Annotated in this window: 14 protein-coding genes and 1 pseudogene; 6 read left to right on the top strand and 9 right to left on the bottom strand. The window is 61.5% G+C overall.

Features of this window, described 5'->3' with window-relative positions:
- Positions 1-269: 269 nt before the first annotated feature.
- The 3 genes from J3P90_RS09260 (at position 270) to J3P90_RS09250 (ending at position 2,508) form a co-directional block, all read left to right on the top strand.
- The gene (locus J3P90_RS09260; protein ID WP_420765825.1) at positions 270-1,358 is read left to right on the top strand and encodes an asparaginase; all 1,089 of its coding nucleotides are present in this window, start codon (positions 270-272) and stop codon (positions 1,356-1,358) included.
- Between the two features lie 155 nt (positions 1,359-1,513).
- Positions 1,514-1,813 (top strand): DUF1654 domain-containing protein, encoded by a 300-nt coding sequence (locus J3P90_RS09255; protein WP_434606637.1) that lies wholly within the window; start codon positions 1,514-1,516, stop codon positions 1,811-1,813.
- 5 nt (positions 1,814-1,818) lie between these two features.
- Positions 1,819-2,508 (top strand): endonuclease, encoded by a 690-nt coding sequence (locus tag J3P90_RS09250; protein WP_434606640.1) that lies wholly within the window; start codon positions 1,819-1,821, stop codon positions 2,506-2,508.
- A gap of 132 nt (positions 2,509-2,640) precedes the next feature.
- Here the strand turns inward: J3P90_RS09250 and J3P90_RS09245 are convergent, their stop codons facing one another.
- Positions 2,641-3,003 carry an SPOR domain-containing protein gene (locus J3P90_RS09245; protein ID WP_420765822.1) on the bottom strand — a complete coding sequence of 121 codons (363 nt, stop codon included), beginning with the start codon at positions 3,001-3,003 and terminating at the stop codon, positions 2,641-2,643.
- A gap of 247 nt (positions 3,004-3,250) precedes the next feature.
- Between J3P90_RS09245 and csrA the strand changes: the two genes are divergently transcribed.
- Positions 3,251-3,445, top strand: a complete 195-nt coding sequence (gene csrA / locus J3P90_RS09240; protein ID WP_003179932.1) for a carbon storage regulator CsrA — start codon at positions 3,251-3,253, stop codon at positions 3,443-3,445.
- Positions 3,446-3,941: 496 nt separating this feature from the next.
- Here the strand turns inward: csrA and cysS are convergent, their stop codons facing one another.
- Complete coding sequence (gene cysS, locus J3P90_RS09235; RefSeq protein ID WP_434606643.1) at positions 3,942-5,324, bottom strand: cysteine--tRNA ligase; 1,383 nt, start codon at positions 5,322-5,324, stop codon at positions 3,942-3,944.
- Positions 5,325-5,345: 21 nt separating this feature from the next.
- Positions 5,346-7,043, bottom strand: a complete 1,698-nt coding sequence (locus J3P90_RS09230) for a glutamine--tRNA ligase/YqeY domain fusion protein (protein WP_420765820.1) — start codon at positions 7,041-7,043, stop codon at positions 5,346-5,348.
- A gap of 248 nt (positions 7,044-7,291) precedes the next feature.
- Here J3P90_RS09230 and J3P90_RS09225 point away from each other — a divergent pair, with 248 nt between their 5' ends.
- Positions 7,292-7,795 carry a peptidylprolyl isomerase gene (locus J3P90_RS09225; protein WP_420765819.1) on the top strand — a complete coding sequence of 168 codons (504 nt, stop codon included), beginning with the start codon at positions 7,292-7,294 and terminating at the stop codon, positions 7,793-7,795.
- Positions 7,792-8,559, top strand: coding sequence for a UDP-2,3-diacylglucosamine diphosphatase (locus tag J3P90_RS09220; RefSeq protein ID WP_434606648.1), 768 nt, complete (start codon positions 7,792-7,794; stop codon positions 8,557-8,559). Before J3P90_RS09225 ends, J3P90_RS09220 begins: the two co-directional genes overlap by 4 nt.
- A 116-nt stretch (positions 8,560-8,675) precedes the next feature.
- Here J3P90_RS09220 and J3P90_RS09215 read toward each other — a convergent pair whose 3' ends face one another.
- The 6 genes and pseudogenes from J3P90_RS09215 to J3P90_RS09190 all read right to left on the bottom strand — a co-directional run bounded on the left by J3P90_RS09215 (position 8,676) and on the right by J3P90_RS09190 (position 19,245).
- A complete protein-coding gene (locus tag J3P90_RS09215; protein WP_434676171.1) occupies positions 8,676-10,205 on the bottom strand; it encodes a DHA2 family efflux MFS transporter permease subunit in 1,530 nt (509 codons plus the stop codon).
- Positions 10,206-10,449: 244 nt separating this feature from the next.
- Positions 10,450-11,646, bottom strand: coding sequence for an efflux RND transporter periplasmic adaptor subunit (locus J3P90_RS09210; RefSeq protein WP_434676170.1), 1,197 nt, complete (start codon positions 11,644-11,646; stop codon positions 10,450-10,452).
- Positions 11,647-11,661: 15 nt separating this feature from the next.
- On the bottom strand, positions 11,662-13,131 hold the full coding sequence (locus tag J3P90_RS09205; protein ID WP_434559685.1) for an efflux transporter outer membrane subunit: 1,470 nt from the start codon (positions 13,129-13,131) through the stop codon (positions 11,662-11,664).
- Positions 13,128-13,601, bottom strand: a complete 474-nt coding sequence (locus J3P90_RS09200; RefSeq protein ID WP_434648223.1) for a MarR family winged helix-turn-helix transcriptional regulator — start codon at positions 13,599-13,601, stop codon at positions 13,128-13,130. Before J3P90_RS09200 ends, J3P90_RS09205 begins: the two co-directional genes overlap by 4 nt.
- Before the next feature lie 232 nt (positions 13,602-13,833).
- Positions 13,834-17,521 (bottom strand): annotated as a pseudogene (locus tag J3P90_RS09195) (translocation/assembly module TamB domain-containing protein).
- Positions 17,518-19,245, bottom strand: a complete 1,728-nt coding sequence (locus J3P90_RS09190; RefSeq protein WP_434648229.1) for an autotransporter assembly complex protein TamA — start codon at positions 19,243-19,245, stop codon at positions 17,518-17,520. Before J3P90_RS09190 ends, J3P90_RS09195 begins: the two are co-directional and overlap by 4 nt.
- Positions 19,246-19,282 lie beyond the last annotated feature (37 nt).

Below are 19,282 nucleotides of genomic sequence, written 5' to 3'. Positions count from 1 at the left end.
CGCGTTTTCTTTAGCCTCACAACCCAACCTTCCTTCAGACCGTTCTGCTCCGGTTAACCGAACAGCAAACAGCTTGATGTTCGGAAATCCGGCCATGCATCCACCGAAGGGGCATCTTCTCAAATACACATCGTTTTGATTTTCAAGGCGTTAGAAGGTAGACCCACGCTTGCGCAGCAGTGGTACGGATCGTGCTCTGAGAGGAGTGCTCTCGGCATTCAGGTCTGCCGGAGCATCTAGATGAATCCTCATGACTAGAGAGAAAAATAATGACATCTGCCTTAAAGACTCTTGTTCCGGGCGCTTTGGCCCTCTTGCTGCTCCTGCCCAGCGCCCTTCAGGCGAAAGAAAACCCGGTTGAGCAAAAGCTCTCCAACGTCGTCATCCTCGCCACGGGCGGCACCATCGCCGGCGCCGGCGCGAGCTCCGCCAACAGCGCCACCTACCAGGCAGCCAAGGTTGGTATCGAACAACTGATCGCCGGCGTACCGGAGCTCAGCCGGTTGGCCAACGTGCGCGGCGAACAGGTGATGCAGATCGCATCGGAGAGCATCACCAACGAAAACCTTTTGCAACTGGGACGCCGTGTCGCCGAGCTGGCCGACAGCGAGGATGTCGACGGCATCGTCATCACCCACGGCACCGACACGCTGGAGGAGACCGCTTATTTCCTGAATCTTGTCGAGAAAACCGACAAACCGATCATTGTCGTCGGCTCGATGCGGCCCGGCACCGCAATGTCTGCCGATGGCATGCTCAATCTCTACAACGCCGTGGCGGTCGCCAGCAGCAAGGAAGCGCGCGGTAAGGGCGTACTGGTGACCATGAACGATGAAATCCAGTCGGGCCGTGATGTGAGCAAGATGATCAACATCAAGACCGAAGCATTCAAAAGCCCGTGGGGCCCGTTGGGCATGGTAGTGGAAGGCAAATCCTACTGGTTCCGCCTGCCGGCCAAGCGCCACACCTCCGGTTCGGAGTTCGACATCAAGACCATCAAGAGCCTGCCGGACGTGGAAATTGCCTACTCCTACGGCAACGTCAGCGACACCGCGTACAAGGCCCTGGCCCAATCCGGCGCCAAGGCGATCATCCACGCCGGCACCGGCAACGGTTCGGTGTCTTCGCGAGTCGTTCCGTCGTTGCAGGCCTTGCGCAAGGAAGGCGTGCAGATCATTCGTTCGTCACACGCCAACGCAGGTGGTTTCGTACTGCGAAACGCCGAACAGCCTGACGACAAATACGACTGGGTCGTAGCCCACGACTTGAATCCTCAAAAGGCCCGTATCCTGGCAATGGTTGCCCTGACCAAGACCCAAGACAGCAAGGAGTTGCAGCGAATTTTCTGGGAATATTGATTTCCCCCGCCCGACCGAGCCCGGTCGGGCACCGCTTTTTTCATCGTCCGCCCCACGGGCCCATTACCAGGTCCGGTAAAAAATCACCTTCGTCCTACATCAAAATGAAAAAAGCGCTGTCAGACGATTTTCTTGAAATTTAAGCAGTTGCGTAAATGCCTACGGTTAAATACTGTATGCACGTACAGCTTAATAAGGATAATCCTGTGGCCATGCCCTCCGCTGCAACTACCCCCTTAGACTCCTATGCACGACTCGGTCTACGGGTCTCGAAGATCATCAACGCGCCCACCGCACAAAATGCCAAGGCCGCTCTGATCTTTCGCCTGCCCGATGAGCCGGTGGAGGAATGGGAACGCCTGCTGGCAGAAATCGACGAGAACGACAACGTCACCCTCGCCTATCGCGACGATGGCGGCGTGCAGGTTTTCTGGGTTGTGCCGAAGGAAGATTGAGCTTGATGAATTTCCGCTGTCTGGTTTTATTGCTCGTCTTCGTTGCCATGGGCGCACAGGCTGGAGCGCCCCGTACCTTCAACGAAGCCAAGAAAGTCGCCTGGAAGCTCTATGCCCCCCAATCCACCGAGTTCTACTGCGGCTGCAAATACACCGGCAACCGCGTGAACCTCGCCGCCTGCGGTTATGTACCCCGCAAAAATGCCAGTCGCGCCGCCCGCATCGAGTGGGAACATATCGTTCCGGCCTGGCATATCGGCCATCAGCGTCAATGCTGGCAACAAGGTGGGCGCAAGAACTGCACTCGCTACGACCCGGTCTACCAACGGGCCGAGGCCGACCTTCACAACCTGGTGCCCAGCATTGGCGAGGTCAATGGCGATCGCAGCAACTTCAGCTTCGGCTGGTTGCCGGTGCAGAAGGGCCAATACGGCTCGTGCCTGACCCAGGTGGACTTCAAGGCCAAAAAAGTCATGCCCCGCCCTTCCATCCGCGGGATGATCGCCAGGACCTATTTCTACATGAGCAAACAATATGGCCTGCGGCTCTCCAAACAGGACCGGCGCCTGTACGAAGCCTGGGACAAGACCTACCCGGTGCAAGCGTGGGAGCGCCAGCGCAACCAGAGCGTGGCATGCGTGATGGGGCGTGGAAACGAATTCGTCGGACCGGTGGACCTGAAGGCCTGCGGCTGACCTGGCCTATACGAACGGCACAGCTCAACTGTGGGAGCGAGCTCGCGACAGCGGTGGACCCGCAACATTGACGCTGACTGGCAATGGCTCTATCGCGAGCAAGCTCGCTCCCACAGGTTTGGTTTTGTCTGATTATCGTGCTGGCGGAAAGTCCACGACCAAGGTCTCGATGTTGCGCTTCTTGGCTCGTACCAGCGCAGCATTGATCTGCTCCTGTTTCGCCTGAGCTTCAGCCTCGGAACCCAACGGCCCGACCAGGACCCGATCCTTGCCATTTTCCCTGACGACACTGGACATGAAGCTGTGCTCGATCAGCCAGCCCGTCAGGTCGCTGACGGCCTGGGGCGTCTGGCCTCGCACCTCGACAGCCCACTGCGGCGCCGCGACTGCCGGCGTGGAGGTCGCCGCCGGCTTCGGCTTGGGTGCTTCGACGTCGCGCCCTTCCCCACATCCCGCCAGCGCCAGTACCGCAATTACCCAAGCCAATTTACGCACAACGATTCCCCCGCAAGACATGAAGCGAGGATTTTAGCATCCAGTTTCGCCGGAAACGCCCTAAACAGTGCGCAAAACACGAGAATCCTCTCCAACGTCTCTGTATAGTCGCACCCTGGGAATTAATGCAGCATCTGCACGTCAGAAAGAGGCACCCACATTGTGACACTTAGCACTAATCTATAAGCAGTACCGACATCTGCACTGTCTGAATCAGGTGCCCTATAAAGCAATCAAGGAGAACACCATGCTGATACTCACCCGCAAAGTCGGTGAAAGCATAAACATTGGTGACGACATCACGATCACCATTCTGGGCGTTAGCGGCCAACAGGTCCGGATCGGCATCAACGCCCCGAAAAACGTTGCGGTGCATCGCGAAGAAATTTATCAGCGCATCCAGGCAGGCCTCACTGCCCCTGACAAACCGCAAACGCCCTGAGCCCTGCCGCAGTCCGCAGCCAGCCCGTTTGCATCGCCGCAATGGCTGGCTAAAGATGCATGCCGACCGAGCCGCACCCTGTCCAATCCCGCCTTGTAAATCCAATCAACCCGGAACCGATACTACTGGCATGCCCCACACCATGGCTGTCAGACGTTTCGTTTTAATGGCGATGAAGCAGGCGCTAGCGCCGGTCAGCCCAAGCGCACGCCACGGGTCATGCCCGTGGCCGCCACGACCACACGATCAACAGCAACGCTTGCAGGTGGCTGATCCGCGTCACTTGGCAGCGCCGCAGCGCCATGCCGAAGGTCAGCACCGCCCAGAACTCGAAGGCAAACGCCAGCAGATGGGTGGCCGCGACAGATCAACGGAAAAGCATGGGAAGGCTCCCGTCAGGGATGTCGAGCGATCGGTCAGAATCAATTGAAATGCAAAAAACTGTGGGAGCGAGCTTGCTCGCTCCCACAGTGGGTATTGCGCGTTCTAAGAGATGTTAGTCCGCCAAACGCCAGGTCGTCCCGCCCTTCCCGTCTTCCAGCACCACGCCCATGGCAGTGAGCTGGTCGCGGATGCGGTCGGATTCGGCCCAGTCCTTGTTGGCCCGCGCCGCGAGCCGTGCTTGAATCAGCGCGTCGACCTCGGCAGCGTCGACGCGGCCTTCGGCTCCGGCCTGCAGGAAGTCATCGGCTTCGAGCTGCAACACACCCAGAACACTGGCCAGTTCCTTCAAGCGCGCCGCCAAGCCGGCCGCCGCATCGAGATCGCTGTCGCGCAGGCGGTTGATCTCACGCACCATCTCGAACAGCACCGCGCACGCTTCCGGCGTGCCGAAGTCATCGTTCATCACTTCGGTAAACCGTGCCACGAACGCTTCACCACCGGCAGGTGGCACGCTCGGCAGGCCTTTCAACGCATGGTAGAAACGCTCCAGGGCACCCTTGGCATCCTTGAGGTTATCTTCCGAATAGTTGATGGCGCTGCGGTAGTGGCTCGACACCAGCAGGTAACGCACGACTTCCGGATGGTACTTATCGAGCACGTCGCGGATGGTGAAGAAGTTGTTCAAGGATTTGGACATCTTCTCGCCATTGATGCGAATCATGCCGCAATGCATCCAGGCATTGGCGTAGGTCTTGCCGGTGGCCGCTTCACTCTGGGCGATTTCGTTTTCGTGGTGCGGAAATTCCAGGTCGCTGCCGCCGCCATGAATGTCGAAAGTCTCGCCCAGGCAGCAGGTGGACATAACCGAGCATTCGATGTGCCAGCCCGGACGCCCGGCGCCCCACGGCGACTCCCAGCTCGGCTCGCCCGGCTTGGCGCCTTTCCACAGCACGAAGTCCAGCGGGTCTTCCTTCGACTCGTCGACTTCGATGCGTGCGCCGATGCGCAAATCTTCGATCTTCTTGCGCGACAGTTTGCCGTAGCCCATGAACTTGGCGACGCGGTAGTACACGTCGCCATTTCCCGGTGCGTAGGCATAGCCCTTGTCGATCAAGGTCTGGATCATCGCCAGCATGCCCGGGATGTGATCGGTGGCACGGGGCTCCAGGTCCGGCTTCTGGATGTTGAGGCGCGCCTCGTCCTCGTGCATGGCCTTGATCATGCGCTCGGTCAGCGCATCGAACGCTTCACCATTCTCGTTGGCGCGATTGATGATCTTGTCGTCGATGTCGGTGATGTTGCGCACGTAGGTCAGGTCGTAGCCGCTGAAACGCAACCAGCGGGTCACCAGGTCAAAGGCGACCATGCTGCGGCCATGACCCAGGTGGCAATAGTCGTACACGGTCATGCCGCAGACGTACATGCGCACCTTGTTGCCATCCAGCGGCTTGAAGACTTCTTTGCTCTTGGTGAGCGTGTTGTAGATCGTAAGCACAGGGTTTCCCTTAAGACTTGATCACTGACCCCAGGAGTCGCGCAAGGTCACGGTACGGTTGAACACCGGAGCACCGGGTTTCGAGTCCTTGATATCCGCGCAGAAGTAACCTTCGCGCTCGAACTGGAAACGGTCTTCCGGCTGTGCGTTGCCCAGCGAAGGCTCGGCACGACAACCAGTGAGTACTTGCAAGGAGTCAGGGTTGATGTTGTCCAGGAAGCTGGCGCTGTCTTCGGCCTTCTCCGGGTTCGGCGAACGGAACAGGCGATCGTACAGGCGCACTTCGCACTCGACGCTCGCGGCGGCCGGCACCCAGTGGATCACGCCCTTGACCTTGCGACCTTCCGGGTTCTTGCCCAGGGTGTCGGGATCATAGGAGCAACGCAGCTCGACGATATTGCCGTCGGCGTCCTTGATGGCCTCGTCGGCGCGGATCACGTAGCTGCCACGCAGGCGCACTTCGCCGGCAGGTTCCAGGCGCTTGTAGCCTTTGGGCGGCTCTTCCATGAAGTCTTCACGGTCGATGTAGATTTCCCGGGCGAACGGCAGGACGCGTACGCCCATGTCTTCCTTCGGGTGGCACGGCAGTTCGAGGTTCTCGACCTGGCCTTCCGGGTAATTGGTGATGACGACTTTCAGCGGACGCAACACGCACATGGCGCGCGGCGCGCTGTGGTCGAGGTCGTCACGGATGCTGAATTCCAGCATGCCGAAGTCCACCACGCCGTCGGAACGGTTGGTGCCGATCATCTCGCAGAAATTGCGGATCGACTTCGGCGTGTAGCCACGACGGCGGAAGCCCGACAACGTCGACATGCGTGGGTCATCCCAACCGTTGACGTGCTTTTCGTCCACCAGTTGCTTGAGCTTGCGCTTGCTGGTGATGGTGTAGTTCAGGTTCAGGCGGCTGAATTCGTACTGGCGCGGGTTGGCCGGCACCGGCAGGTGCTCCAGGAACCATTCGTACAGCGGACGGTGGCTTTCGAATTCCAGCGTGCAGATCGAGTGCGTGATGCCTTCGATGGCGTCCGACTGGCCGTGGGTGAAGTCATAGTTCGGATAGATGCACCATTTGTCGCCCGTCTGGTGGTGATGGGCATGACGGATGCGGTACATGATCGGGTCGCGCAGGTTCATGTTCGGCGAGGCCATGTCGATCTTGGCGCGCAGCACGCGGGCGCCGTCCGGGAACTCACCGGCGCGCATGCGGGCGAACAAGTCCAGGTTCTCTTCCACGCTGCGGTCGCGGAACGGGCTGTTCTTACCCGGTTCGGTCAGGCTGCCACGGTATTCCTTGGCCTGCTCCGGGGTCAGGTCGCACACGTAGGCGTTGCCGGACTTGATCAGCTCGACCGCCCAGTCATGCAACTGGTCGAAATATTGCGAGGCATAGCGCACTTCGCCCGCCCATTCGAAACCCAGCCACTTGACGTCGCTCTTGATCGCGTCGATGTATTCCTGGTCTTCCTTGGCCGGGTTGGTGTCATCGAAACGCAAGTGCGTGACGCCACCGAACTCCTCGGCGAGGCCGAAGTTCACGCAGATGGATTTGGCGTGACCGATGTGCAGGTAGCCGTTGGGCTCCGGCGGGAAGCGGGTGACGATCTGCGTATGCTTACCCGAATCCAGGTCCGCCTGGATGATCGGGCGCAGGAAGTTGACCGGCACGGCCGGGCCGGTCTTGGAATTCGAGGTAGGGTCGACAGTGGGCTTGCTCATAGGATCCTTGAACATACAAGTGCGCGGCCGGGTGCGGCCTGATAAATCAAAGCCCGTATCATAGCCGATGCTGTCAAGCACCTGACAGGCCGAGCCGGCAAACGATTGAATTTAATCGATGACCCGATGAAAAACAGCCTCGAAATTCGTGCATGGCACGCTAAACTGCCCAACCTGGCGATTGCGGCCAGACCGGTTGCGGGCGCCCGCGCCCCCCAAACCCACGAATTCCTTGAAGAGTAGTAATCATGACCCAAGTCAAACTGACCACCAACCATGGCGACATCGTCCTGGAACTGAACGCCGAAAAGGCACCGATCACCGTTGCCAACTTCGTTGAATACGTCAAGGCCGGCCACTACGAAAACACCGTTTTCCACCGTGTCATCGGCAACTTCATGATCCAGGGCGGTGGTTTCGAACCGGGCATGAAGGAAAAGAAAGACAAGCGCCCAAGCATCCAGAACGAAGCCGACAACGGTCTTTCCAACGACAAATACACCGTCGCCATGGCCCGCACCATGGAGCCGCATTCGGCCTCCGCGCAGTTCTTCATCAACGTGGCCGACAACAGTTTCCTGAACCACAGCGGCAAGAACGTCCAGGGCTGGGGCTATGCGGTATTCGGTAAAGTCACCGCCGGCACCGATGTGGTCGACAAGATCAAAGGCGTGTCCACCACCTCCAAGGCCGGCCATCAGGACGTCCCGGCAGAAGACGTGATCATCGAGAAAGCCGAGATCATTGAGTGATATTGCTGATTTCAGACTTGCATCTGGAAGAGGAGCGCCCGGACATCACCCGGGCGTTTCTGGATCTGCTCGCCACACGCGCCCGTGCGGCGCAAGCGTTGTACATCCTGGGCGACTTTTTCGAAGCCTGGATCGGCGACGATGCCATGACGCCGTTCCAGCGTTCCATCTGCCAGGCCCTGCGCGAATTGAGCGACAGCGGCACGGCCATTTTCCTCATGCACGGCAATCGCGACTTCATGCTCGGGCAGGCGTTCTGCAAAGCGGCTGGCTGCACCTTGCTCAAGGATCCGAGCGTCGTGCAGTTCAACGGTGAACCTGTATTGCTGATGCACGGCGACAGCCTCTGCACGCGGGATATCGGCTACATGAAGCTGCGCCGTTGGCTGCGCAACCCGGTCACGCTGTTCATCCTGCGCCACCTGCCACTGGGCAGCCGCCAGAAACTGGCGCGCAAACTACGCAGCGAAAGCCGCACGCAGACGCGGATGAAAGCCAACGACATCGTCGACGTCACGCCCGAAGAGATCCCGCTGATCATGCAGCAGTACGGCGTGAAGACCCTGGTCCACGGCCACACCCACCGCCCCGCCATCCATAAGCTGCAACTGGGCGAACACGCAGCGCGACGCATCGTGCTGGGGGATTGGGACAAGCAAGGGTGGGCGTTGCAGGTAGATGAACAAGGGTTTGCGTTGGCGCCGTTCGGGTTTGCCCCGCCGCCACAACTGCCGGCACCCGACGCAATCCCCAGCCACACATAAATCCCCCTTGTGGGAGCGAGCCTGCTCGCGAAAGCGGTGTGTCAGTCAAAACATCACTGACTGATAATCCGCATTCGCGAGCAGGCTCGCTCCCACAGGTTGGACTGCGCCCGCCATCAATGACCGCTGGCGGCAGGCCCCGCCTTCGCCGTGAACGGCGGTTTCGCCAGCCACACCAGCAGGATCAACCCCATGAATGCCCAGCCCAGCAACGTGAAGTAATCCACGGTGGAGAGCATGTACGCCTGGCTGGTGAGGATCTGGTCGAGCTGGGCATAGACCGGCGTGCTCGCCCCGCCGAGCTGGTTGATCGTCTCGCGCGTGGCCGGCTCGAAGGTGCTGATGCTTTCGCTCAGGTACGCGTGGTGTTGGTCGGCCCGACGGATCCAGATCCATGTGGTCAAGGATGCGGCGAAGCTGCCGCCCAGGGTCCGCAGAAACGTCGCCAGCCCCGCGCCATCGGCGATCTGGTGAGGCGGCAGGTCGGACATGAGGATGCTCAAGGTCGGCATGAAAAACAGCGCTACGCCGATGCCCATGAACAACTGCACCAGGGCGATGTGCTGGAAATCCACTTCGTTGGTGAACCCGGCGCGCATGAAGCAACTCAGGCCAATCGCCAGGAAGGCCAGCCCGGCCAACAGGCGCAGGTCGAACTTGTGGGCGTATTTGCCGACGAAGGGCGACATCAACACCGGCAGGATACCGATCGGCGCTACAGCCAGGCCGGCCCATGTGGCCGTATAGCCCATCTGGGTCTGCAGCCATTGCGGCAGGATCAGGTTGATGCCGAAGAAACCGGCGTAACCGCCCACCAGCACAATGGTGCCGATGCGAAAGTTGCGATAGGCGAACAGCCGCAGGTTGACCACCGGGTGGCCGTCAGTCATTTCCCAGATCACGAACACCGCGAGGGCGATCACCGAAATCAGTGCGCCAATGATGATGAAGTTCGACTCGAACCAATCCAGGTCATTGCCCTTGTCGAGAATCACCTGCAACGCGCCGACACCAATGATCAACGTGATCAAGCCGACATAGTCCATCGGCTGGCGGCTGGTGACCACCGGCCGCGCCTTGAGCTGCTGGCGCACGACCATCACCGCGAAGATGCCGATGGGCACGTTGATGAAGAAAATCCAAGGCCAGCTATAGCTGTCGGTGATCCAGCCGCCGAGGATCGGCCCGGCGATCGGCGCCACCACCGTGACCATCGCCAGCAACGCCAGGGCCATGCCACGCCTGGCCGGTGGGTACACGGCGATCAGCAAGGTCTGGGTCATCGGATACAACGGCCCGGCCACCAGCCCTTGAAGCACACGAAAGCCGATCAGCTCGGGCATCGATGTCGAGATTCCGCACAGGAACGAGGCCAGGACGAACAACATCGTTGCCCACAGAAACAGCTTCACCTCGCCAAACCGCCGGCTCAACCAGCCGGTCAATGGCAGCGCGATGGCGTTGCTCACCGCGAACGAAGTGATCACCCAAGTGCCCTGCTCCGAGCTCACGCCCAGGTTGCCGGAAATGGTCGGCAAGGCGACGTTGGCGATGGTGGTGTCGAGCACCTGCATGAACGTCGCCAGCGACAACCCGATGGTGCTGAGCAACAGGCTGGGCGGCGTGAAGGACGCGTTATTGCTCATTGCGAGAATCCTATGAAGCGGTGGTGGTGAAATCGAAGCAAAAACCCGCCAGGACCGTGATGCTGTCACTGTCACTTAAGGCCTTTGACAGACACGTGGCGAGGGAGCTTGCTCCCGCTGGGCCGCGGAGCGGCCCCAAAACCTGTCGAGCACGCAACATCAGACACACCGCTCCCACCGGTTTACGACTGCTTCGCAGCCGAGCGGGAGCAAGCTCCCTCGCCACAGGGTTGGCGGCGCTGCTTCAGCGCTGCGCGGTCTTGCCCGCCGCCGCGCTGTTTTCATGAATCAGGCGCGTGATCATCGCGTCGGCGTCGGCCAGCTGGCGGTCGTAGACCTGGGTGCTGAACGTGGCTTTTTGCGGTGGCTGCTGGGCCAGAACCGGCCCGCTCTGGTCATGCAGGTTGACGTCGACCTGGGTCGACAGCCCCACCCGCAGCGGATGCTTGGCCAACTCTTGGGCATTGATATGAATGCGCACCGGCACCCGCTGGACGATCTTGATCCAGTTGCCGGTGGCGTTCTGTGCCGGCAGCAAGGCGAATGCGCTGCCGGTCCCGGCGCCCAGGCTGTCGACCGTGCCGCTGTACTTCACATCGCTGCCATACAGATCGGTCTCGATGTCCACCGGTTGGCCGATGCGCATGTCGCGCAGTTGGGTTTCCTTGAAGTTGGCGTCGATCCACAACTGGTCCAGCGGGATCACGGCCATCAACGCGGTGCCCGGTTGCACCCGTTGGCCGAGCTGAACGGTGCGTTTGGCGACGTAACCGGTCACTGGCGCGATCAAGGTGCTGCGAGCATTGGTCAAGTACGCCTGGCGCAGTTGCGCGGCGGCCGCTTGCACGTCGGGATGGGACGACACCACGGTGTCATCCACCAAGGCGCTGGTGGTCTTGAGCTGCTGCCGGGCATTGGCCAGGGCGTTCTGCGCCGAGGTCAGGTCATCCCGGGCATGGGACAGTTCTTCCTGGGAAATCGCCCCGCCCGCCGCCAGGTTCTTGCGTCGGTTGTAGTTCTCCTGGGCCTTCTGCACTTCGGCTTCTTGCGCATGGACTTGCGCCTTCATGCCATCGACATTGCTGTACAAGCCGCGCACCTGGCGCACGGTACGGGCCAGGTTGGCCTGGGCACTTTGCAGCGCAACTTCGGCATCGTTCGGGTCGAACTGCACCAGCACCTGGCCTTCGCGCACCAGGTCGCCGTCATCGGCGCCGATGCTTATCACGGTCCCGGTGACCTGCGGGGTGATTTCCACGACGTTGCCGTTGACGTAGGCATCGTCGGTGCTTTCGCTCCAGCGCCCATACAGTTCGTGCCAGGCCCAGACGCCCAGGCCACCGAGAATGACGATCACGGCCAGGGCGAGCAGCATGACCTTGCGTTTGCGTGGGTTGCCGCTGTCCTGTGACGTTTGTTGCGTTGTTTCGGCAGTTGCCATGACAAATACCTCGAATCAGTGAGCCGGCGCGGTGGCGGCCGGTGCGGCCGAAGCCACGGTTTGGGTGTCGAAGCCGCCGCCCAGGGCCTGCATCAGTTGGATCGACAAATCAATCTGCTCGGCATTGAGCGTTGCCAGTTGGCGCTGGGCCTGGAGTAACTGCTGCTCGATGCTCAACACGTCCAGGTAATTGCCGATGCCCGAGCCGTAGCGCTGGACCACGGTGTCATAGGAGTTCTGTGCGATATCCACGGCGTGCTGCTGGGCGCCGATCTGCCGGCCGATGTCACGCAACTGATTGATGGTGTCGCTGACATCGCCAAGTGCCGCGACCAGGCTCTTGTTGTATTGCGCCACCGCCAGGTCGTAGTCGGCGTCCCGGGCGTCCAGGTCCGCCCGCAAACGTCCACCGTCGAAAATCGGCAGCGACACCGTCGGCGCCACGTTGAAGAAGCGACTCGCTGAACCAAACATCGCGTCACCCAGCAACGATTGCACCCCGGCCGCCGCGCTCAGGTTGAGGTTGGGGTAGAAGTTCGTCTTGCCGGCCTCAATGTTCTTGCTAGCCGCCTCCACCCGCCACCGCGCGGCGACCAGGTCCGGACGACGGCCCAGCAACTCGGCCGGCAGGTTCGACGGCAAGGCGACCGCGCTGGCCTGCAACACGTGGGGCCGGGCGATTTCGTTGCCACGATCCGGCCCTTTGCCCAGCAGCACCGCCAAGGCGATCTTGGCGCTTTGCAAACGCTTCTCCGCGTCGATCAATGTGGCATCGGCGCTGGCCTCCAGGCTTTCGGTCTGTTGGAACTGATATTCGCTGTCGATTCCGGCGCTGAGTCGGCGCTTGCCCAGGTCGAGCATTTGACGCGTGCGCTTGAGATCTTCGTTGGCCAGGTCATAAATGATATGGGCCTGGCCCAAGTCGCTGTAGGCCCGGGCCACGTCAGCGGCCAGGGTCAGCTGTGCGGCCTGGCGGTCAATCTCGGCGGCGCGGGCCTGGCCGAGGGCAGCTTCCCAGGCAGCGCGCTGGCCACCCCACAAATCGAAGTCGTAGTTGAAATCCACGCTCAGCGAACGCAAGGTGCTGTAGGCGCCGCCCTGCCCTTGCGGGTCCTGGTCGCGAGCCAGGCGCGAACGGCTCACGCTGCCGCTGGCGTCCAGGGACGGCAGACGCGCGGCATTGGCGGCGTAAGCAGCGGCGCTGGCCTGGTGAACACGGGCGCTGGCGATCTGCATGTCAGGGCTGTCACGCAGCGCTTCGCGGATCAGGCTATCGAGTTGCGGATCGCCGAGGCTCTTCCACCAATCGCTTTTGGGCCACGAGGCCGGCGACAACGTGACGCCAGTCAGCGATTGTCCTGCCTGGAGGCTTTTGGCCTCGAGGCTGACACCTTCGGTATTCAGGCCACTGTAGCTGGCACAACCGGCCAGGCTCATGGCCAATAGCACCAGGCTCAGGCCGGTACGCAAGGTTTGACGCTTCATTTTTCCCCCAATCGCAGGACGGTGAAGGGATCACCGGCGGCGAGCAGTATTTTCTTGAGGATGTTCTCGAGGGTTTGCAGCTCCTCGCGGCTGATGGCACCGGCCAGTTGATTCATGGCGTCGGCCCCGATGAATGGCAGGCGGTCAGCCAGCGCTTGGCCGGCCTCGGTCAACACCAGGCGGACCTGCCGTCGGTCCTGGGCCGAGCGTTGGCGAACCAGAAAGCCCTTCTGCTCCAGGCGGTCGAGCATTCGTGTCATCGAGCCGCTGTCCAGCGACAGGTAACGACACAGCTCCACCGGCGTGTCGATGCCGTGCTGGGCCATGATGATCAACACTTTGAACTGCGCGGCAGTGATGCCGACGGGCTCCATGTGCGTGTCGATGATCCGATCCTTGAGCATCGCGGCACGGCCGAGCAGCATGCCGAGATGGCAATTGTGGAATTCGTCTGGGGTGAAATGCTTCATCTGACCACCTTTTGCTGCCTAGGCAGTGAATGTATGACGAGATGTTACTGCCTAGGCAGCAAATGTCAAACAAATAGTTAGTTAGCTACGCATAAACAAACAGACGCAGAAAATTTCGTGGAACGAGCCTGCTCGCGATAGCGGTGTGTCAGTCATCGAAGATGCTGAATGTCATTGCGCTATCGCGAGCAGGCTCGCTCCCACATTGGGCATCGGGAATGTAAAAAGGGGATCAGAAATCGCGCTTGTAAAAGATATCCAGCGAACTGGCGACGCCGCTCGCGGCTTCGAGGTAGACCTTTTTGCTCAGCTTGTAGCGCAACGCGATGGTATTGGCCGGTTCGAACACACCCACGCCATAGCGCAGGCTGAGTTTTTCCGACAGGTTGCCGCTGGCGACCACGCTGGTGTCGTTGCCACTGCCTTGGGTGTCGAGCTGGAAATCTTCGATCCCCAGATTGTTGGCCAGGCTGGTGGTCACTCCGGAGCTGCCCATCAAGCCCAGGCCCAGCGCTGCCTGGGCGAGCATGTTGTTGTCCTCCCCCGTGGTGCTCAACGGCCGGCCCAGCACCAGGTAGGACAACGCCTGCTCCTGGCTCATGGCCGGCTCCGAGAAAATCTGCGTGGCTGGCTGTTCGGCGCTGCCGCTCAGGCGGATGCCGGCGATCACATCGTCGGTCTGGCGGATCGCCTCGATGTCCAGGTACGGCTGGTCAATCGGCCCGGCGAACAACAATCGCGCCCGACGCACCGTCAGCCGTTGCCCATAGGCTCGGTATTTGCCGTCGTTGAGCCACAGCTCGCCGCGTGTGTCCATGTTGTCGCCGATGTGGACCTGCCCTTGCACATTGGCCGTCAGGCCGAAACCTGAGAAGGCGAGTTTTTCCTGGCCGACGATCACGTCGATGTCCATCGCCATGGCCATCGGCACCTCGCCCTGTTCGGTCTGGTGGCCGACGATCACCGTGTCATCCGAGACCTTGACCGTAGACGGCGGCAGCTCGCGTATGGTGATCTCGCCCTTGGGCACCAGGACCTTGCCCGCAATCGAAAGCCGCTCCCCTTGCATCGTGATGTTCAGGTCTGGCGCGACATCCAGCACCGCGTAAGGCTCGACGGTGACCGGCAGTTGCGAGCCCTTGAGCGCCAGGTCCAGGGTCAGGGCCTCGCTCCAGCCGATGTTCCCCGTCAGTCGGCCTTGCCCGCTCTTGCCACTTTTCCAATCACCATCGAGCCGTACGGTTTCGCCAGCGATCATCGCTCGCATTTGCAGGGCTTCGAGGCTGACCGGCAGCTCCGGGCCGGACACTTCGCCGTCACTGAGCACGAGGTTGCCGTTGACCTGGGGCGCGAGCAAGCCACCGGACAGCGTGCCGCTGCCGTTCAAACGACCGGTCAGGGTTTCCACCATCGGCACGAACGGCCGGGCTACCGACAGGTCCAGACCGCTCAGCCGGAAGGTGCCGCTCAACGGTTTGCTGGCCGGCAACGGATTGATTCGCGCCTGAAGCGTCAGTTCACCCAGCCTCTCGCCGACGAAATTGACGTCCGTATCGATGCGCGTGGGCGTCAGGCGGCTGTTGAGCTTCAGGGTCTGATAGGGGAAATCCAACCATTGCCCCTTGCCCTGCTCTTTGTCTCGAATCCGTAACGTACCGCCGCTGGCATCCACCAACACTCGACCGCTTGGGCCGCTGGCTGGCAAGTCCAGTTGCAGGTCGGCATTGAGCCGGCCCTGCCAGCCGAAGTCCTTAGGCATCCACTGGGCCAGGCTTTCGATGGGGAATTGCTTGAGGTGATAGCGCAGCTTCGGCTCCGGCATCAGGCGCTGATCCTCGCCGCAGAGGCTGGCCGGGCCGGATCGCCAACAGTGAGCACCGAAGTTCAGCGTGCCGTTGGCCAGGCGCTCCAATTTGGCCGGCGCCTGCAAGCGCCAGGTTTGCCCGCCGACTTGTACATCTCCCTTGGCAAGGCGTCCGCGCCAGTTGCCTTGGTCGAGCGAACCATCAAGAGCCAAGTTGGTTTCCAACTGGGGCCCTTGCAGGTCGAGATTGAGCCTCTGTTGCTTGATATCGCCCTGTCCGCTGACCGTCAACACGCCCAGCGATGTTTCGCCGGCCCGGATGCCGCTTGCCTTCAGGTCGACCTTGCCCCGCTGCGCACTGTCGAGCGTCGCGTCCAGGTTCAGGCTTTGCAGGCGGTTGTCCTGAAAAGCCAACTGCGTGCCTTGCACACCGAGCTTGCCTTGGGGCGCCTTGAGCGTTCCGGCCAGGTCGACGCGTCCGGAGACTTGGCCACGTAATTGCGGCCAGAGTTGGGCCAGCCGTGACAGCTTGATGTCGATCTGACCGCTGAGCTTCTGTTGCAGGCTTGCGGTGCCGTTGATGCGATTGTCGCCCAGACGAATGTCCAGGGCGCCGAGGTTCCATTGCTCGCCTGCACCGCTGGCCTTGGCCTGGAACAGCGCCGGTTGGCCGCGCAGCTTGCCCTTGAGGTCCAGGTCCGCGTCGAGTTCGAGGCGGTCGTTTTTCATCGCGCCTTTACTGCGCAACGGCCCGGCCAGCGTGCCGGGAAGCTCGCCAAGCCAATACGCCGGGTTGATGGCCGACAATTGCAGCGCCGTATCCCAAGCGATGCCGTCGGCAAATTGCAGGCTCAAGTGCCCCTCGGCCTTGCCCTCCCCGGCGGCGACCTTGAGCTGCGGCAGGTGGATTTGCGTCAGGTCGCCGCTGAACGGGCTGTCGAGGCTGAACGCCCCGGCTGGACCGTCCAACGCTGCCTGGAAGTTGCCGAGGTATTGGCCATCGGTGTACGAGACCTCGCCATTGAAACTGCGCAGCGTGACTTGCGGTTCTTCGATCAGCGGATAGAGGCGATGCCAGGGGAAATCCAGCCAAGCCACTTCCGCTTCGGCGTTCAGGCCCTCGCGCCAATCCAACCGTCCGGTGAGCTTGAGGCTTTGCTGGTCGCCGGCCTCAAGATCAAGGCCGGCGATCTGCGCACCGTTGGCGTCCACCTTGCCCTGCAACAGCAACGCCACCGGTTTTTTTTTCGGCGCGAAGGCTCGCCTTGCCATGCAACTGGTAACCCTTTTTCAGGTCGCCTTCGCCGGTCAATTCCACCTGGTCGAGCAGCAGCGTGTCCGGTAAATCGGCGCTGGCCTTGAAGCCATCGGCAGTGATGCGCACCTTGGCCGGCAGGTTATCCGCCAGGGGTTGCAGCTCGCCGGTCAGGCGGCCTTGCAGATAGCCGCTGCTGTCGGCGGCCAGATTGAGGGTCTTGAGCAACTCGCCATCGACTTTCAGATCCAGCGCCCAAGGCGTCACACCCGGTGCCGGCAACGTCAGCTGGCCCGCGGCACTCAGCGGCCAATCACCATGCGGCTGCAACAGGCCGGAGAGTTTCAGGCTCAGTTCGTCGCGTTGCAGTTGCACCGAGTCGATCTGCAAACCCTCGGCGGTCCAGTGCGCCGCCAGTTGCAGGCCCTTGAGTTGCTCGCTGCCGTTGAACGACAGGCTGCCCACCTGGACGTCGCCCAGCTCGATCGCCAGGGGCAAGTCCAGGTCCGGAAGGCTGATCGGACCGCTGCTCGGCTCGTCGGTAGAGGCCGGCAGTTGCACCGCAACGTTGTCGGCCTTGAGCTGATCGATGCACAGGGTCATGCGCAGCACGCACGACGGCGACCAGGCGAAGATCGGCTGATGAAGCTCCACCCGGCTGGCGTCCTGCTGCCACAGCACCCGGTCGGCACTCCACTGCCCGCCCAACCGCCCCTGGAAATTCTCCACGGTCAGGCCCGGCACCAGGCCGAGTGCCCAGCGGCTTCCGAACGCCGTGCCCAACACGATGCTCGACACGAGCACGAGCGTCGCCAGCAACCCGCCGAGGGCCAGCAACGTTATCTTCAAACCGCGATTCACAACTCTGGCCCCATGGAAAAGTGCAATCGAATGCCGCCGTCGTCGTCCAGCGCGTGGGCCAGGTCGAGGCGGATCGGGCCGACCGGCGACACCCAGCGCACGCCGACGCCTACGCCGGTCTTCAGGCTCGGCAGCTCGAGACTGTTGAAAGAGTTGCCCTGATCAACAAAGGTTGCGACCCGCCATTTTTCCGCGACTGAATACTGATACTCGAGGCTGCCGGCCACCATGTAGCGGCCGCCGATACGGTCGCCCTCGGAGTTCTCCGGCGACAGGCTCTGGTAGTCGTAGCCGCGCACGCTCTGGTCGCCGCCGGCAAAGAACCGTAGGGACGGCGGAATCGATTTGTAGCCATTGGTGGCGCTGCCGCCAATCTGGGCGCGCGCCAGCAGGCGATGCTTGTCGAACACGGTGGTCAGGCCCTTGACCATGGCGGTGCCGTACAAAAGGTTATTGTCCGACCCCAACCCCTCCTTGGCGACCTTGGTGTCAAATTGCAGCCGATAGCCATTGTGCGGGTCGATACGGTTATCGCTGCGCAGGTACGAATAGCTCACACCCGGCATCAGCAACGTGCTCAGGCCCGAATCGTCACCGAGACGGTACTCCTCGCGCTGCCATTTGAGCGACACCACCCGCTGCCAGCCGCTGGGCAACTTGCTGTGCCATTCCGGCCCGACGGTCAGCAGTTTGCTGAGGGTGTCGGTGCCGGCCAGTTCTTCATATTGATAGCCGCCGGCGTAGCGCAGCTTGTCGGTCAGCGGCGGGTCCAGCGGCACGTCATACCAGAGGCCGACGTTCTGCCGGGGCGCCGAGACTTCCGCTTCCCAGCCGTAGCTGTGCCCCTGCGGGTTGACCCAGTGACGCGTCCAGTTGGCCTTGGCCCGTGGCCCGACGTCAGTGGAGAAACCCAGGCCCAGGCCCATGGTGCGCGGCTTGCGAGTATCGAGTTTGACCGCCACCGGGATCACGTTGCCGGTGGCCGCGGTGGGTGCTGCATCGACGCGAACACCTTCGAAATAGCCGCTCGATTGCAAAGCCTGGTTGAGTTCGGCAATGAGCTCGGAGTCGTAGGGCGCGCCCGCCTTGAACGGCACCATGCGTTGCAGCAGGTCTTCGTCGAAGGGCGTGTCGCCTTCGAAACTGACCGGCCCCAGGGCGTAGCGCTGGCCGCTGTCGTAGATCAACTCGATATCGGCAATACCGGCCTGCGGATCCACGCGCAACGTCTGGCTGACGAAGCGTCCGCTGAAAAAACCATAGCGCGAGGCCTGGTTCTGGATCGTCCGCTTGGCGTCTTCATATCGACCGTGATTGAGCACAGCGCCTGGCTTGAGGCCCGCGCCGCCGGGCACGCGAAACCCCTCGAGCGATGACGCTGGGCCGTCGATGCGGATCGTGACATGACGCAAGTGCACCGGCTCGCCGGGGTCGATGGTCAGGATCAGGCGCGGCGCCTTCCCCGCCTTGACCTCGCTGTCGATCTGCGGCTGGTAGTAGCCCAGCGCCTGGGCCGCTTTGCGCGCCTGCTCTTCGGCGCCGCGACTGAAGCGCAGCAACGCTTCTTCATCACGGTCGCCCACACCACCGATGTAGCCTTCTATGTTGGCCTTGAGTTCATCATTGGACGGTTTGACCCGCACATCCAATTCACTTTGTGCCAGCGCCACGCAGCTGAGAGACAGCAAGAGCGCGCCACCGGTCATTCGTCCTGGGAAGTTCATGGCGCGGATGCTATCACGAGGTTGGGAGCCTGATAGA

This window comes from Pseudomonas sp. D3-10 (assembly GCF_051132175.1).
Lineage (GTDB): Bacteria > Pseudomonadota > Gammaproteobacteria > Pseudomonadales > Pseudomonadaceae > Aquipseudomonas.
This window is presented reverse-complemented; position numbering and strand designations above follow the sequence as displayed.

Bases quoted from the DNA above. Each gene is read 5' to 3' on its own strand.
- J3P90_RS09260 (WP_420765825.1), top strand. From the start codon at position 270: ATGACATCTGCCTTAAAGACTCTTGTTCCGGGCGCTTTGGCCCTCTTG.
- J3P90_RS09255 (WP_434606637.1), top strand. From the start codon at position 1,514: ATGCCTACGGTTAAATACTGTATGCACGTACAGCTTAATAAGGATAAT.
- J3P90_RS09250 (WP_434606640.1), top strand. From the start codon at position 1,819: ATGAATTTCCGCTGTCTGGTTTTATTGCTCGTCTTCGTTGCCATGGGC.
- csrA (WP_003179932.1), top strand. From the start codon at position 3,251: ATGCTGATACTCACCCGCAAAGTCGGTGAAAGCATAAACATTGGTGAC.
- J3P90_RS09230 (WP_420765820.1), bottom strand. From the start codon at position 7,043: ATGAGCAAGCCCACTGTCGACCCTACCTCGAATTCCAAGACCGGCCCG.
- J3P90_RS09225 (WP_420765819.1), top strand. From the start codon at position 7,292: ATGACCCAAGTCAAACTGACCACCAACCATGGCGACATCGTCCTGGAA.
- J3P90_RS09215 (WP_434676171.1), bottom strand. From the start codon at position 10,205: ATGAGCAATAACGCGTCCTTCACGCCGCCCAGCCTGTTGCTCAGCACC.
- J3P90_RS09210 (WP_434676170.1), bottom strand. From the start codon at position 11,646: ATGGCAACTGCCGAAACAACGCAACAAACGTCACAGGACAGCGGCAAC.
- J3P90_RS09205 (WP_434559685.1), bottom strand. From the start codon at position 13,131: ATGAAGCGTCAAACCTTGCGTACCGGCCTGAGCCTGGTGCTATTGGCC.
- J3P90_RS09200 (WP_434648223.1), bottom strand. From the start codon at position 13,601: ATGAAGCATTTCACCCCAGACGAATTCCACAATTGCCATCTCGGCATG.
- J3P90_RS09190 (WP_434648229.1), bottom strand. From the start codon at position 19,245: ATGAACTTCCCAGGACGAATGACCGGTGGCGCGCTCTTGCTGTCTCTC.